Raw genomic sequence first — 15,318 nt, forward strand, 5'->3', positions numbered from 1 at the left:
GCCAATAATGAAAACCGACATCAATGAGTTGGCAGGCTATTACGACTTCATCTCGATGGGACGTGCTCGCGAGGCTGGTGTTGCCTGTGACGTGGTGCGGATTGCCCCTAAAGATGGCGCCCGTTATTCTTACCTGTTGTGGATTGATACCCGCAGTAAGCTGGTGATGCGCGCCGACTTGCTTGATCGTGACGGTGAGCCGCTGGAGCAATACCGTGCGGTATCTTATGTCATCAACCCTAAGGTCGCAGATGTCCTGAAAAACCTGAAGACTGTCGAACTGCCGGCCGTGGTGCAACTGCCACCTCAGCCTCAGGCTGAACTTGATTGGCAGGTTAGCTGGTTGCCTCAAGGGTTTGAATCCATCTCGCGCAATCGACACCGGTTGATGATGACCGAGCGTCCAGTTGAGAGCAAAATGTTCAGTGATGGTTTGTTCAGTTTCTCGATTTATATTTCATCAGCCGATAACTTTACTGTCAGGGAGCAACTGGTGCGCCAAGGCCGCAGGACGCTGCATAGCTATCTGCTCAATGACAAAGAAGTGACCGTGGTCGGTGATATCCCGCCGGCAACAGCGCGACGGGTTGCGGAATCGGTGGTATTTGACGCGACCGGGAGCAAAACCCCGTGATGCGTTCACTGGCTGAAGTGATTGCTGCCAAACCCGGCGAAATCACGGTTAGTTGCCAGCAACAAACCAGTTGCGGCAGCTGTGCCTCTCGTGACAGTTGCGGAACCGGTATCGTCAGCAAGGCGTTACCGGGGCGCCAGCACCAGCTTAAAATTGCGACCGATAAACCGGCCAAGGTCGGTGATGTGGTTGAGATCGGCCTATCCGAACGCAGCATGCTTCATTCTGCAACCTTAGTTTATGTGCTGCCTTTGCTATGCTTAGTGCTAGGAGCGGCGCTTGGCCAATGGTGGTTTGTGACATTGGCAGGTGGCGGAGAGCTGGGAGTGATCTTGACAGCACTAGTGAGTGCGGCGCTTGGATTGGGTTTGGCACGCCGATTGGCGATGCGGGTAGAAGGGACCTCAGCCTATAAACCTCACCTTATCCGGGTGCTCGGAAGTCCGGTTTCAGCAGCGTTAGCAATAAATGGCGCATCGAAAGATAGCGGCTAGCGGCGAAATTCGGTAGAATCCGTCAACTTGATCTGTAGATCCCATTCATTTTTAATCACGAGTTAGTCACGCCAATTCATGAAGCACATTCGTAACTTTTCGATTATTGCACATATCGACCATGGTAAGTCGACCTTATCCGACCGCCTAATCCAAGTCTGTGGCGGCCTTTCCGATCGTGAAATGGCTGCGCAGGTTCTGGATTCCATGGATCTTGAACGCGAACGCGGTATCACTATCAAAGCCCAGAGCGTGACGCTCGACTATACGGCTAAAGATGGTGAAACCTACCAGTTGAACTTTATCGACACCCCTGGACACGTTGACTTCTCATACGAAGTCTCTCGTTCTTTGGCGGCCTGTGAAGGTGCGCTGTTGGTTGTTGATGCTGGCCAGGGGGTTGAGGCTCAAACACTGGCAAACTGTTATACAGCGATGGAAATGGACCTAGAAGTAGTGCCAATCTTGAACAAGATTGACCTACCGGCGGCCGACCCTGAGCGCGTAGCAGAAGAAATTGAAGACATTGTTGGTATCGATGCCCTGGAAGCGACTCGCTGTTCGGCGAAAACAGGCCTAGGTGTTGATGATGTTCTTGAAAACATTGTATCAGCAATTCCTGCGCCGGAAGGCGATCCGGAAGCGCCGCTTCAGGCACTGATCATCGATTCTTGGTTCGATAACTATCTTGGTGTTGTTTCTTTGGTCCGAATTAAAAACGGTAAACTGAAGAAGAATGACAAAATCAAGGTAATGAGTACCGACCAGGTTTGGGGTGTTGACCGTCTTGGTATCTTCACACCAAAACAAGTTGATACTACAGAACTGAACACCGGTGAAGTTGGCTGGGTTGTTTGTGGTATCAAAGATATCCTGGGCGCGCCCGTGGGCGATACCCTGACCTTGGCGAAAAATGGTTGCGAAGAAGCGCTGCCAGGTTTCCAAAAAGTGAAGCCTCAGGTTTACGCAGGTCTGTTCCCGGTATCTTCCGATGACTATGAAAACTTCCGTGATGCACTTGGCAAGCTAAGCCTGAACGATGCCTCTTTGTTCTACGAGCCAGAAAGCTCGGCGGCACTGGGCTTTGGTTTCCGTTGTGGCTTCCTTGGTATGCTGCACATGGAAATCATTCAAGAGCGTCTTGAGCGTGAATACAACCTTGCGTTGATCACCACGGCACCGACGGTAGTTTACGAGGTCGAGAAATCTGATGGTTCGATGATCTATGTTGATAGCCCATCGAAATTACCAGCAGTTAACGATATCGAAGTGATCGGCGAGCCTATTGCACGCTGTAACATCTTGGTACCAAGTGAATATCTCGGCAACGTGATCACCTTGTGTGTTGAGAAGCGTGGTATGCAGGTAGACATGGTTTACCACGGTAACCAAGTTGCTCTGACATACGATATTCCGATGTCTGAAGTGGTATTGGACTTCTTCGATCGCCTAAAGTCGACGTCTCGCGGTTATGCATCGCTAGATTACAACTTCCAGCGCTATGAGCCATCCAACATGGTTCGTGTTGATGTGATGATCAATGGTGAGCGTGTTGATGCGCTGGCTATTATTACGCACAAAGACAATGCGAATGGTCGTGGTCGTGATTTGGTTGATAAAATGAAGGAATTCATTCCTCGCCAGATGTTCGATATTGCTATCCAGGCTGCGATTGGCGGCATGATCATTGCTCGTGCCACTGTTAAGCAGCTGCGTAAAAACGTAATCGCTAAGTGTTACGGTGGTGATATTAGCCGTAAGAAAAAGCTCCTACAGAAGCAGAAAGAAGGTAAGAAGCGAATGAAGCAGATCGGTAACGTCGAACTGCCGCAGGAAGCTTTCCTTGCTATTTTGCATGTGGGTAAAGACAAATAACTATAACTTATTGTTATCACTGGACGCTTTTGTGTCCACCTTGCTACCATAAGCAAAGACATTGATAACAGATGCAATGCAGCAGGCTCGTCTTGCTGCATTGTTATATCGAGTGGGCAGTAATCGGCAAGTTGCCGCTGCTGCCGGCTTGGTACTTGATATAAGTAGGGAAGATAATGGCAAATACTTTTTCGCTTATCCTGGTACTGGCAACATTGGCGACCGGGATCATTTGGGCTCTAGATAAATTTATCTGGGCGCCGAAGCGCCAATTAAAAATTGAAGCGGCGGCAGCAAATGCCGGCGATCAGGTGGATGCTAAAACTCTACAGACCGTGGCACCGCAACCGAGCTGGGTAGAGTCTGCCAGTTCGATGTTTCCGGTGATCGCGCTCATTATGGTATTTCGCTCATTTATTTATGAGCCGTTCCAGATCCCATCCGGTTCGATGATGCCGACCTTGCTAGTTGGTGATTTCATTCTGGTTGAGAAGTTTGCTTACGGTCTGAAAGACCCGGTTTTCCGCCATCAGATGGTTGAAACCGGTGACCCAGAACGTGGCGACATTGTGGTATTCAAATACCCGCCTCAGCCGAACATCGATTACATCAAGCGTGTCGTTGGCTTACCGGGCGATACCGTTCGTTACAGTGCCCACAAACAAATTTGTGTGGCGACGAAAGGATCAAGCGAGTGTAAGCCTGTACCGTTGACAGAGATGACCGATAGCGAATTTAGCCAGGGTATGACCCGTCTGGTGCAGTTCAACGAGCAGTTGGGCGAACATGAACACCAGATCCTGGTACATCCACTGAAACGCGACCGTACGTTGGCCTACCAGCCACGCCCGGGGATCAGCGAGTGGGTTGTGCCTGAAGGCCAGTATTTCGTGATGGGCGACAACCGCGACAATAGTGCAGATAGCCGTTACTGGGGCTTCGTACCTGAAGCTAACCTAGTGGGCAAGGCGGTCGGGATCTGGATCAGCTTTGAGTTTGAACGAGGTGCTGACAGTGCACTTCCATCTTGGATTCCTACCGGTGTGCGTTTTAGCCGCATCGGTGGCATAAACTGATCGGGAAAAAATGACCACTCCTGCAAACAGGCTCCAGCGTAAGCTGGGCTACCAATTTAACAATATTGATTTGATGACTCTGGCACTGACACACCGCAGTGCCAATGGGACACACAACGAGCGTCTGGAATTTCTGGGCGATTCGATCCTCAGCTTCGTGATCGCTGATGATCTCTATCACCGCTTCCCGGAAGTGGATGAAGGCGACATGAGCCGCATGCGTGCCACACTGGTACGTGGTAAGACACTGGCTGAGTTAGGCCGCGAGTTTGATCTTGGCGATCACTTGCTGCTTGGTCCTGGCGAGCTGAAAAGCGGTGGCTTCCGCCGTGATTCGATCCTGGCTGACTGTGTCGAGGCTATCATTGGCGCTATCTACCTTGATAGCGATATTGAGAAGGCGCGTAGTATCGTGCTTAGCTGGTACCAGTCCCGCCTTGAAACGATCAAGCCGGGTATCAACCAGAAAGATCCGAAAACGCGCCTACAGGAATGCCTGCAGGGACGTCGCCAGCCATTACCTGCCTATACGGTAACTAAGGTACATGGAGAGGCACATAACCAAGAGTTTACGGTGCAGTGTGAAGTGGCAGGCTTGGAGAAGCCTGTTATCGGTAAAGGCGGCAGTCGGCGCAAGGCAGAGCAGGCAGCGGCAGAAATTGCGCTTAAGCAGTTGGAATCATGACAGATAAGCAACACTGTGGCTTTATTGCCATCGTCGGTCGCCCGAATGTAGGCAAATCGACGCTCCTGAACCGTCTTGTCGGACAGAAGCTCTCTATTACTTCGCGTAAACCCCAGACTACACGTCATCGTATCATGGGTGTTGATACCCGCGATGGCTATCAGGCGGTTTATGTAGATACTCCAGGTCTGCACATTGAAGAGAAGCGGACTATCAACCGTTTGATGAACCGTGCGGCCAGCAGCTCGCTGACTGATGTCGAGTTGGTGCTGTTCTTGGTCGACGGTACGATGTGGACTGACGATGATGAGATGGTACTGAACAAGCTTAAAAAGAGTGAGTTACCAACAGTACTGTTGATCAACAAAGTTGATAACGTTAAAGAAAAAGGCGAGTTATTCCCGCATCTAGATGCATTGTCTAAGAAAATGGACTTTGTTGATGTTGTGCCTATTTCAGCGAAAAGCGGTACTAACGTAGATGCCGTTGAGAAGATCGTACGTAAGCACATTCCTGAAGGCGAATATTACTTCCCGGAAGAGTATGTCACTGACCGTTCTCAGCGCTTTATGGCTTCAGAAATTATCCGTGAGAAACTGATGCGTTTCTTGGGTGATGAACTGCCATACTCGGTAACGGTAGAAATCGAACGTTTCGATTTCAACCCACGTACTAACGGTTTTGATATCAATGGTTTGATTCTGGTTGAACGTAAAGGCCAGAAGAAAATGGTGATCGGTAAAAACGGTGAGAAGATGAAAGTCATCGGCCGTGAAGCCCGTATTGATATGGAAGATCTGTTCGAGCGCAAGGTGTACCTTGAGCTGTGGGTAAAAGTGAAATCTGGTTGGGCTGATGATGAACGTGCCCTGCGTAGCCTAGGCTATATTGACGATCTATAAGGTAGCGAATGGAAGGGCTTCAGCGTTGTTTTGTCCTTCATTCTCGTCCTTATAGCGAGACGAGCCTGATCCTCGACGTCTTCAGCGAGGACTCGGGCCGTCTTACTCTCCTGTCAAAAGGGGCGCGCCGCAAGCGCTCTAACCTCAAAGGGGCACTCCAGCCCTTCACTCCTCTCTTCATGAAGTGGTCCGGCAAGGGCAGTATGCCCGTATTAACGCATGCCGAACCAATCAGTATCGGTCTGCCGATGCGCAGCTATATCTTGTATTCAGCCATGTACGTCAATGAGTTATTAGCTCGGGTACTGGAGACGAATACCCCTTACCCTGTGCTGTTTCTGGATTACCTGAATGTGCTGCGTGAGCTGGCACAAGCGGAGAATCCAGAGCCAGCATTGCGGCGTTTCGAGCTCGCGTTACTGCAACATTTGGGCTACGGCATCGACTTTCTCCACTGTGCGGGTAGCAGCTTGCCGGTGGATGATACGATGACTTACAACTACCGGGAGCAGTTGGGTTTTATCGCCTCGCTAAAAATGGGGCAATTAACTTTTACCGGTGAGCAGCTCAAAGCTATTGCGGCCCGTCGCTTCGAAACCCCAGACCAGCTCCGGGCGGCAAAGCGCTTTACACGTATCGCCCTAAAGCCTTATCTTGGCGGCAAACCATTAAAAAGCAGGGAATTGTTTATCCCTAGAGGAAGGAGTACCGGAAAATGAACAACATCTTACTCGGCGTGAATATTGACCATATTGCGACTTTACGTAATGCCCGTGGCACCCGTTACCCGGATCCGGTGCATGCGGCCGAGGTGGCAGAGCGTGCCGGAGCAGACGGTATAACCATCCACTTGCGTGAGGACCGTCGCCACATTACCGACCGTGATGTCCGTATCCTACGCGAGACTATCCAGACCCGTATGAACCTGGAAATGGCGGTGACCGACGAGATGGTTCAGATCGCACTGGACACCAAGCCTGAGTTTGTTTGTCTGGTACCGGAGAAGCGTGAAGAGCTGACCACCGAAGGCGGCTTGGATGTTGCGGGCCAGCTTGAAAAAATCAAAGCCGCGACAGCGACGTTGACGCAAGCCGGTATCAAGGTATCACTCTTTATCGATGCCGATCGTGGCCAGATTGATGCTTCTGTTGCCTGTGGTGCACCTTATATCGAGCTGCACACCGGCCACTATGCTGATGCCGAAACGGAAGAAGAGCAGCAGGCTGAGCTGAAGAAAATCGCCGCAGCGGCAAGCTACGCCGATGATCAGGGTATCAAGGTCAACGCGGGTCATGGCTTGACTTACCATAACGTGAAACCGATCGCTGCCCTACCTGAGCTGTACGAGCTTAATATCGGTCATTCTATTATTGGCCGCGCGGTATTCGACGGCTTGGATAAAGCGGTTGCTGATATGCGCGAAGAAATGTTGAGTGCTCGCCGGTAATGGCTATCATTGGTTTGGGTACGGACATTGCCGATATCGAGCGGGTGGAGAAAGTCTTTGCCCGTACCGGTGATGCCTTTGCACAACGCCTGCTAGCCCCTAGCGAATATGCGGTTTACCAATCGCTCAAGCACCAGGGACGTTATCTTGCAAAACGCTTTGCGGTCAAGGAAGCGGCGTCAAAAGCGCTGGGGACCGGTATTGCCTGTGGGGTGACCTTCCATGACTTCACCGTGACCAACGATGAGCGTGGCAAGCCCTTGCTGGCACTATCAGGCAAAGCGGCCGAGCTTGCCGAGGCGATGGGGGTGACGCATGTCCACCTGACTATTGCCGACGAGAAGAAGTACGCCGTCGCGACGGTGATTCTAGAATCGTAAAGGAGCCTGGGGGAGAGATCCTAGAACCTAGTTCCAAGGAAGAACTGGCTCCTAGGCAAATAGGCAAAGCAAGAGCGAACAGCTTGAAAAGAAAAAGCGAGTCAGTTGACTCGCTTTTTTTATATCTAGGCATAGCCCTACGTCCCAGAACCCAGAACCCAGAACCCAGAACCCAGAACCCAGAACCTATCTAGGAACTAGGATCTCGCCTCTAGGATCTTTAGTGCCTATACGCCTTCGACGCCTTGACTACGTTATTCATCTCATCGATAAGCTCGAACAACTCTGGCTCGATATCGTCTGTGGATGCACCGGCTTTGAGCTCGGTCTCGATGGTGTGGCACAGGTTCTTGAGGCGCGGTACGCCGCTGTAAGCACAGCTACCGTGGAGCTTGTGGATTGGCGGCCACAGCTCGATATCCTTGCCATCGATCGCTTCGTTAACCAGCATCTCCACTTCGGGCATGAAGTCGAGCAGCATCTGTAGCATATCCTTGGCCAGATCTTCCTTACCGGCTGCTTGTTTCAGAGCCAAATCCCAATCCCAACTGATATTGGTGTTGATGGCTGTCGTTGCTTCATTGTTTTCGGCCTCAAGGCTAGTACCGGCTTGCTCGGTGCTTGGTGCCTCGAGTTCAGCAATCGGTTTGTCGTGCGGAGTGGTCCACTTGGCCAGAATTTGCTGCAGGATACGCTCTTCAATAGGCTTGGTCAGGTAGTCATCCATCCCGGCTTCAATCAAGCGTTCACGCTCACCCGCCATAGCGTGGGCGGTAACGGCAATCACCGGTGTTGAGTGGTTGAGTTCGGTTTTGTGGATTTCCTGACAGGCCATGACCCCATCCATTTCTGGCATTTGGATATCCATGAAGATCAGATCAAACGCTTTTTGGTGGGCATATTCGACAGCTTTTCGGCCTCCGCTGGCGGTGATCACCGTTTCGACCCGTTCGCATAACAGTGCCGAGATCAGTTTTAGATTCGCTGGGTTATCATCGACTGCCATGACCGTCAGTGGCTGGATGCTTGGCGCTTCGTTGCTGATCGGTTGTGGCTCAGGCTCGCTGAACGGGTCAGGCTCACAGACTAGGGATTCGAATAATTTACGGTGGCCCAAAGGTTTAGGTAAGCACGACGTTACCCCTGCATTGATCAGGCGCTCAGACAAGGCCAGTTCAGTTGTCGGCAGGCTGACAATCACTTTCTCACTCAGCTGCTCGGCCTTGAAGACCTGATCGAGCAAGGTCGCAAGCGGTGGCTGCTCGCCGGGTGGCAGGTTGAGCAGGGTAAAGTCGTGGTGCTCGGCATCGTCTGGCATGCTTGAACGGTACGTGACATGGATGCCCGCCCGGATCAGGCGCTGCTGGATCACTGATGCTGCCTGCATGTTTGGTTCGATCAGTAGCAGTTTCTTGTTCATCAATGAATGGGTGTCGATTGGCTGGGACACGGGCAGATCAGTCTTGTTCAAGCGCAGGCTGAACCAGAAGGTCGAGCCTTGGTGGAGGCGGCTGGTCAGGCTGACTTCCCCTCCCATTTGGCTAACCAGTTTCTGGGTGATCACCAGACCAAGACCGGTACCGCCATAGCGGCGAGAAATACTGGCATCTGCCTGGCTGAAGGCCTGGAATAGCTGGGCCTGCTGGCGCTCTGAAATACCGATCCCGGTATCACGCACCATAAATTGCAGCTCCAGGCTTTCATCGCGTTCGGTCTTGAGCTCAACAGAAACATCGATGTTGCCGCGCTCGGTAAATTTCACCGCATTACCGATCAGGTTAGTCAGTACCTGTTGGATCCTCAGTGGATCGCCAATCATGCCGCTTGGGATACGGTGGTCGACCTTGAGGGTTAGCTCGAGCCCCTTTTCGTGGGCGCTCGGGGCCAGTAGTTTCATTACTTCATCCAGCGACTCAGTGAAGTCGAACGGGATATTTTCCAGCAGCAGTTTACCGGCTTCCAGCTTGGAGAAGTCGAGGATATCGTTGATGATGGTTAGCAGGTTGTTGGCTGACTTCTCGATGGTCTGTAGGTAGTCCTGCTGGCTGGTGCTCAGTCGGGTTTTGAGCATCTGTCGGGTAAAGCCGATCACCCCGTTAAGCGGGGTACGCAGTTCGTGTGACATATTGGCCAGAAATTCGGATTTGACCCGAGCAGCTTCCTGCGCCCGTTTCTTGGCAATATCCAACTCGACATTCTGGATTTCCAGCTGCTCTAGGGTTTCACGCAGATCCGAAGTGGCCTGATCGATACTCTGCTGCATTTCGATATGGTATTCCGACAGTGAAATCGCCATTGCATTGATCCCGTTTTTCAGGGTATCTAGCTCGCCGAGCAACTGTCCTTCAATTCGCACATCAAGGTGGCCACGGCGAATGCGGTCAACCACGCTTACCATGTGTGAAATAGGGCGGGTCACATCTTTCATCAGCCGGTAGGCAAACAAAGATGATAGCGTTAGGCCCAGCAGCAGAACCATCAAGGCGGTGAACACCTCTTGGTATTGTTGCAGGCGTAGCGCACTTAAGTCGAGTTCGAGGGCGATGTAACCGAGGACTTCGTCCTGATAGCCGGGAATAGACGAGTTGCTAAACTGCCCCTCTTTGAGGATCGGTGCCCGTAGGATCAGCGAATTTTCATTGAGCCGGGTCTCCAGCAGCATAGGGATCGGCTGATCATCGGGGTACATCAGGGCTTCGAAGTTGCGGTGGAAGTTCGAAGTAACGAACAGCTCATTGTCGGTATTGAAGACCGCAATACTGCGTACAATTTGCGAATGTTTACGATGGGCGTAGCTAATCAATCGCCGCACAGGTTCGCGGTTCTTGTCGGCCATGCCATATTCGGTAGAGATCGCCAGAGGCTCGATAATGCTGGCACCGGTTGAGATCAGCTGGTGTTCAAGATCGCGATATCGGCTCATGGTAAAAAATGTGCTCAAAAGCAGGCCAATAATCAGCGTCGGTGCTAATGTCAGGGTGAATACCCTGGCACGAAGTCCATATTTGGTCATGGTTCTCTTAATTACAAGAATGCGATTCTATGGGACAATTATCCCATCTATGGCCGCTAGCTTAATGAAAGTCAGGCTATTCGACAATCAACTCATCTCAAACTGTTGTTGAAATCACCAGTTTGGACCAATTGCTCCGTGGATCCAATTACTATGGCACGCTTTTTTAAGCCTCAGAAACGAAAATTAACCGATACCAAGCATAAAGAAATTACCATCAGCCGTCTCGACCACCTTGGTGCCGGTATTGGTCACCTCGACCGCAAGCCGGTGTTTGTCGAAGGGTTATTGCCTGGGGAAAAGGCCATTATCCAGCTGACGGACGACAAAAAGCAGTTTGCCCGCGCAAAAGTGATCCGCCGCTTGAGTGATAGCAGCGAACGGGTAGCCCCTGTTTGTCCTATCTATGATCAATGTGGCGGATGTAACCTGCAGCACTTATCTCACCAAGGCCAAGTTGCAGCCAAGCAGCTGTCGCTGGGAGAGCTGATGGGCAAGTTTGCCCGTGCCGGCGAGCACGTAGATCAGATTACCCCTATCACCAGCGAAGAGTGGCAGTACCGCCGCTGCGCCCGCCTCAGCATCATGCCGAAGGGCGGAGAGCTTAAGATTGGTTTTCGTAAAAAGCAGAGCAAGGAAATTGTTGATGTAGAGCACTGTCCTGTGCTGGCACAGTCACTGAATGAACTTTTACCCGCTTTGCGTACTCTGTTATCTCAGTTGAAGGGGCGCAAGCACCTTGGTCATGTCGAACTGGTTGAGGCCGACAATGGTCGGGTTGTGCTGATCCGTCATCTTCAGCCATTTTCTGACAAAGACATGACTGCCCTCCGTCAGTTTGCTGACCAACATCAGCTAATGTTGTATCTAGCGCCCACTTCTGATGCTCTGGATAGTATTTCCGGGCCGGTGCCTTATTATGAGCTGGAAGGCCTGCAACTAGCGTTTTCGCCGAAGGACTTTATTCAGGTTAACCGTGAGGTGAACCAGAAAATGGTAGCCCAAGCAATGGATTGGTTGGCTGTCGGACCTGATGACCGGGTACTTGATCTGTTCTGCGGACTTGGTAATTTCAGTTTACCGCTCGCAAAGCGAGCAAAAGCACTGGTTGGTGTTGAAGGTGTTGACGAGATGGTGCATCGTGCATCAGAGAATGCAAAAAATAATCAACAGGTTAATGCCGAATTTTATCAGGCGAACCTAGATGATGATGTCACGGCAAAATCGTGGGCAAAAGAAAAATTCAGTAAGGTACTGCTCGACCCTGCCCGGGCCGGTGCGGCTGGTGTTATGCAGCACGTGGTGAACTTGGGGCCTGAGAGAGTGGTGTATGTCTCTTGTAATCCGGCAACCCTGGCACGAGACAGTCAGGAATTACTGAAGCAAGGTTATCAGTTGGAACGGTTGGGTATGATGGACATGTTTCCTCACACCGGACATTTGGAGTCGATGGCATTGTTTATCAAGCGATAGGCTCACATTACTAGAGTAAACAGGATAGAAAAATGGTCGCAGTTCGCGGTGCGCATTTAAAGGAAAATGATACATTTGAGCTTTCTTCTTGGGTTGATAGTCTGCAGCAGGATACCAAGGTTGCAAAGCATCTGACCAAGACTTATCAGCGATGTATCGAGTTGACATCAGAGGAAGAGTCCGCGCCGTTACTGTTATGGCGTGGCCGCGAGATGGTGGAAATTCTAGTTACTTTAAGCATGGATAAAGACACGCTGGTGGCAGCATTGCTATTTCCATTGTTTGAGGCTGGGGTTTATCAGCCAGACCAATTAAAAGAAGATTATAACGGCACGATTTTGCAGATGGTGGTTGGGGTAAGCCAAATGGCGGCCATCGGCCAACTGAATGCAACGACGGAAGGCGCAGAGCAGTCTGCGCAGGTGGATAATATCCGCCGAATGTTGCTGTCGATGGTTGATGACTTCCGTTGTGTGGTGATCAAGCTTGCTGAGCGGATCTGCAATCTACGTGAAGTGAAGGACGAGCCGGATGCGGTACGTCGAGCTGCGGCTAAGGAATGTGCCAATATTTATGCGCCACTGGCTAACCGACTAGGGATCGGTCAGTTGAAATGGGAGATTGAAGATTACGCCTTCCGTTACAACCACCCTGATACCTATAAGCAAATTGCCAAGCAGCTATCTGAACGCCGAATCGACCGTGAGCATTATATCGATCACTTCGTCACTGATTTGGCTGACTCGATGAAGGCGTCGCACATCAAAGCTGAGGTGCATGGTCGACCGAAGCACATTTACAGCATCTGGCGAAAAATGCAGAAGAAAAGCCTGGCCTTCGATGAACTGTTCGATGTCCGTGCCGTCCGTATTATTGCCGATCAGCTGCAAGATTGTTATGCCGCGTTGGGTGTGGTGCATACCAAGTATCGTCACCTGCCAAAAGAGTTTGACGACTATGTCGCCAATCCCAAGCCGAATGGCTACCAGTCGATTCACACCGTGGTCTTGGGGCCGGAAGGTAAAACCATCGAGATCCAGATCCGCACCAAGCAAATGCATGAAGAATCGGAGCTGGGGGTCGCGGCTCACTGGAAATACAAAGAAGGTTCATCGGGCGGCGCGAAATCGTCTTATGATGAAAAAATCAATTGGTTACGTAAACTGCTGGCATGGCAGGAAGAGATGTCCGACTCGGGCGAGATGCTCGATGAGTTACGCAGTCAGGTGTTTGATGACCGTGTCTATGCCTTTACGCCGAAAGGGGACGTGGTCGACTTGCCGCTGAATGCGACCCCACTAGATTTTGCTTACCATATTCACTCTGAAGTCGGTCACCGCTGTATTGGCGCGAAGGTTGAAGGGCGCATTGTGCCTTTCACCTATCACTTGCAAATGGGCGAGCAGGTCGAAATTATCACCCAGAAAGAGCCGAACCCATCGCGAGACTGGCTGAACCCTAATCTTGGTTTTGTTACGTCGAGCCGTGCCCGCTCCAAGGTGCATGCTTGGTTCCGTAAGCAAGATCGTGACAAGAACATTGCAGCAGGCAGGGATATCTTGGACATCGAGCTGGTGAAAATCGGCGCGACCATGAAAGATGCTGAGGCATACGGGCTCAAGCGTTTCAATGTCAACTCGGCTGATGAATTGTTTGCCGGGATCGGCAGCGGTGATCTGCGGATTAACCAGGTCATCAACCATATCAATGCTCTGGTTAACAAGCCGACAGCTGAGGAAGAAGATCAGCAGTTGTTGGAGAAACTGACCGAAGCGAGCAGCAAGCCTGCGACGAGCAAAAAGCCACAGCGTGATGCGGTGGTTGTGGAAGGGGTGGATAACCTGATGACCCACCTCGCTCGCTGTTGTCAGCCTATCCCGGGCGATGATATTCAGGGCTTCGTTACGCAGGGACGGGGGATCTCGGTACACCGCAGTGACTGTGAACAGCTTGAGGAGTTGCGCCATGTGGCATCTGAACGGATCATCGATACGGTATGGGGCGGTGGCTTTGTCGGCAATTACCATATTACTGTCCGAGTGACGGCCGCTGAGCGTAACGGTCTGCTCAAGGAGCTCACCAACACTTTGGCCAACGAAAAAGTCAAAGTGGCCGGAATGAAGAGCCGAGTCGATTACAAGAAGCAGATGTCGATCATGGATTTCGACCTCGAATTAACCGACCTTGAGGTCTTGAGCCGGGTCCTCAAGCGTATCGAGCAGGTGAGAGATGTCGCCGAGGCCAAGCGATTGCACTAAAATGGCAATCAGAACATAACTATTTGAAGCGGGAAGCGAAGGCGACCCGCTTTTTTTTAGCCAAAGAAAGGAAATCACAGTATGAGCGAGAACAAAGCGCCCATTGAGCAATTGGTTGAGATTATGACTACGTTGCGTGACCCACAGCAGGGTTGCCCTTGGGACTTGAAACAGACCTTTTCCTCCATTGTGCCGCATACCCTGGAAGAAGCTTACGAAGTGGCTGATGCTATCGAGCAGCAGAATTGGGATGATGTGCGTGAGGAGCTCGGTGATCTGTTGTTCCAAGTGATTTTCTACAGTCAGCTTGGCAAAGAGCAGGGGTTGTTTGATTTTGATGATGTGGTCCGTGGTATCAACGAGAAGCTGACCCGTCGTCATCCGCATGTGTTTGCTGATACTGAGTTTGCCAATGAGGCAGAGATCAATGCCAATTGGGAAGCGGAGAAAGCCAAGGAGCGCTCAGTCAAAGGAGAGGATACCAGTGTGCTGGCTAACATCCCGCAAGCTATGCCTGCGCTTATCCGGGCCGATAAAATCCAGAAGCGCTGTGCCAAGCACGGATTTGATTGGGACACCCTAGGGCCGGTGGTCGGCAAGGTGCATGAAGAGATTGAAGAGGTGATGGAAGAGGTCATTCAAGTGTCACCCGATCAAGGTAAAATCGAAGAAGAAATGGGGGATTTGTTGTTTGCTGTCGCCAACTTCAGCCGTCATGTGCAGGTCAAACCGGAAGTGGCTCTGAAGAAAGCCAACCAGAAATTCGAGCGCCGTTTTCGCGAAGTGGAGAAAACTGTGCTAGAAAGAGGGAGGTGCTTTGACGATTGCTCCCTAGAATATTTGGACGCTATCTGGGATGAGGTCAAGCGTAACGAGCTGAAGACAAAGTAAGCGAGGTGGGGGAGATAGTGGCAGTCGCACGGATGAATGCTCAATCTATAGTCATCTAGTTTAGTAGAATTGATTTGAGACAAAAAAAAACCAAACGTGCTGTGATAGTTTTCACGTTGTGGCAATAAAGTGTGTCTGGTATACTAATTTCCCGTCCAGATACATTTTATCCTCTATACCAATCTTCCAG

Annotated in this window: 13 protein-coding genes; 12 read left to right on the plus strand and 1 reads right to left on the minus strand. The window is 51.1% G+C overall.

Annotated features, from left to right (window positions below; genetic code table 11):
• From ACVA58_RS26735 to acpS, 9 genes are all read left to right on the plus strand, one after another.
• The coding region (locus ACVA58_RS26735) for a MucB/RseB C-terminal domain-containing protein (protein WP_446513298.1) at positions 1-634 on the plus strand (634 nt) is incomplete at its 5' end.
• Complete coding sequence (locus tag ACVA58_RS26740; protein ID WP_446513324.1) at positions 634-1,128, plus strand: SoxR reducing system RseC family protein; 495 nt, start codon at positions 634-636, stop codon at positions 1,126-1,128. The genes ACVA58_RS26735 and ACVA58_RS26740, both read left to right, overlap by 1 nt.
• A 78-nt stretch (positions 1,129-1,206) precedes the next feature.
• A complete protein-coding gene (gene lepA / locus ACVA58_RS26745) occupies positions 1,207-3,003 on the plus strand; it encodes a translation elongation factor 4 (RefSeq protein ID WP_446513299.1) in 1,797 nt (598 codons plus the stop codon).
• 176 nt (positions 3,004-3,179) lie between these two features.
• Positions 3,180-4,079 carry a signal peptidase I gene (gene lepB, locus ACVA58_RS26750; protein WP_446513300.1) on the plus strand — a complete coding sequence of 300 codons (900 nt, stop codon included), beginning with the start codon at positions 3,180-3,182 and terminating at the stop codon, positions 4,077-4,079.
• A 10-nt stretch (positions 4,080-4,089) separates the two neighbouring features.
• Positions 4,090-4,764: a ribonuclease III gene (rnc, locus tag ACVA58_RS26755; protein ID WP_446513301.1), complete on the plus strand. Its 675-nt coding sequence runs from the start codon at positions 4,090-4,092 to the stop codon at positions 4,762-4,764.
• Positions 4,761-5,666 carry a GTPase Era gene (gene era, locus ACVA58_RS26760; RefSeq protein WP_446513302.1) on the plus strand — a complete coding sequence of 302 codons (906 nt, stop codon included), beginning with the start codon at positions 4,761-4,763 and terminating at the stop codon, positions 5,664-5,666. Before rnc ends, era begins: the two co-directional genes overlap by 4 nt.
• Positions 5,667-5,674: 8 nt before the next feature.
• Positions 5,675-6,385, plus strand: a complete 711-nt coding sequence (gene recO, locus ACVA58_RS26765) for a DNA repair protein RecO (RefSeq protein ID WP_428656394.1) — start codon at positions 5,675-5,677, stop codon at positions 6,383-6,385.
• Positions 6,382-7,113, plus strand: coding sequence for a pyridoxine 5'-phosphate synthase (pdxJ, locus tag ACVA58_RS26770; protein ID WP_446513303.1), 732 nt, complete (start codon positions 6,382-6,384; stop codon positions 7,111-7,113). Before recO ends, pdxJ begins: the two co-directional genes overlap by 4 nt.
• Positions 7,113-7,493: a holo-ACP synthase gene (acpS, locus tag ACVA58_RS26775; RefSeq protein ID WP_446513304.1), complete on the plus strand. Its 381-nt coding sequence runs from the start codon at positions 7,113-7,115 to the stop codon at positions 7,491-7,493. The genes pdxJ and acpS overlap by 1 nt, the downstream gene beginning before the upstream one ends.
• Positions 7,494-7,713: 220 nt before the next feature.
• On the opposite strand, the gene barA is transcribed toward acpS, so the two are convergent.
• Positions 7,714-10,506 (minus strand): two-component sensor histidine kinase BarA, encoded by a 2,793-nt coding sequence (gene barA / locus ACVA58_RS26780; RefSeq protein WP_446513305.1) that lies wholly within the window; start codon positions 10,504-10,506, stop codon positions 7,714-7,716.
• A 153-nt stretch (positions 10,507-10,659) separates the two neighbouring features.
• Here barA and rlmD point away from each other — a divergent pair, with 153 nt between their 5' ends.
• The 3 genes from rlmD (at position 10,660) to mazG (ending at position 15,128) form a co-directional block, all read left to right on the plus strand.
• The gene (gene rlmD, locus ACVA58_RS26785) at positions 10,660-11,979 is read left to right on the plus strand and encodes a 23S rRNA (uracil(1939)-C(5))-methyltransferase RlmD (RefSeq protein WP_446513306.1); all 1,320 of its coding nucleotides are present in this window, start codon (positions 10,660-10,662) and stop codon (positions 11,977-11,979) included.
• A 32-nt stretch (positions 11,980-12,011) separates the two neighbouring features.
• Positions 12,012-14,237 (plus strand): GTP diphosphokinase, encoded by a 2,226-nt coding sequence (relA, locus tag ACVA58_RS26790; RefSeq protein ID WP_446513307.1) that lies wholly within the window; start codon positions 12,012-12,014, stop codon positions 14,235-14,237.
• 81 nt (positions 14,238-14,318) lie between these two features.
• Positions 14,319-15,128 carry a nucleoside triphosphate pyrophosphohydrolase gene (gene mazG / locus ACVA58_RS26795; protein ID WP_446513308.1) on the plus strand — a complete coding sequence of 270 codons (810 nt, stop codon included), beginning with the start codon at positions 14,319-14,321 and terminating at the stop codon, positions 15,126-15,128.
• Positions 15,129-15,318 lie beyond the last annotated feature (190 nt).

This window comes from Photobacterium sp. DNB22_13_2, assembly GCF_052873915.1.

Coding starts and splice junctions, on each gene's coding strand:
- acpS (WP_446513304.1), top strand. CDS start 7,113: ATGGCTATCATTGGTTTGGGTACGGACATTGCCGATATCGAGCGGGTG.
- lepB (WP_446513300.1), top strand. CDS start 3,180: ATGGCAAATACTTTTTCGCTTATCCTGGTACTGGCAACATTGGCGACC.
- era (WP_446513302.1), top strand. CDS start 4,761: ATGACAGATAAGCAACACTGTGGCTTTATTGCCATCGTCGGTCGCCCG.
- recO (WP_428656394.1), top strand. CDS start 5,675: ATGGAAGGGCTTCAGCGTTGTTTTGTCCTTCATTCTCGTCCTTATAGC.
- pdxJ (WP_446513303.1), top strand. CDS start 6,382: ATGAACAACATCTTACTCGGCGTGAATATTGACCATATTGCGACTTTA.
- relA (WP_446513307.1), top strand. CDS start 12,012: ATGGTCGCAGTTCGCGGTGCGCATTTAAAGGAAAATGATACATTTGAG.
- barA (WP_446513305.1), bottom strand. CDS start 10,506: ATGACCAAATATGGACTTCGTGCCAGGGTATTCACCCTGACATTAGCA.
- lepA (WP_446513299.1), top strand. CDS start 1,207: ATGAAGCACATTCGTAACTTTTCGATTATTGCACATATCGACCATGGT.
- mazG (WP_446513308.1), top strand. CDS start 14,319: ATGAGCGAGAACAAAGCGCCCATTGAGCAATTGGTTGAGATTATGACT.
- rlmD (WP_446513306.1), top strand. CDS start 10,660: ATGGCACGCTTTTTTAAGCCTCAGAAACGAAAATTAACCGATACCAAG.
- ACVA58_RS26740 (WP_446513324.1), top strand. CDS start 634: ATGCGTTCACTGGCTGAAGTGATTGCTGCCAAACCCGGCGAAATCACG.
- rnc (WP_446513301.1), top strand. CDS start 4,090: ATGACCACTCCTGCAAACAGGCTCCAGCGTAAGCTGGGCTACCAATTT.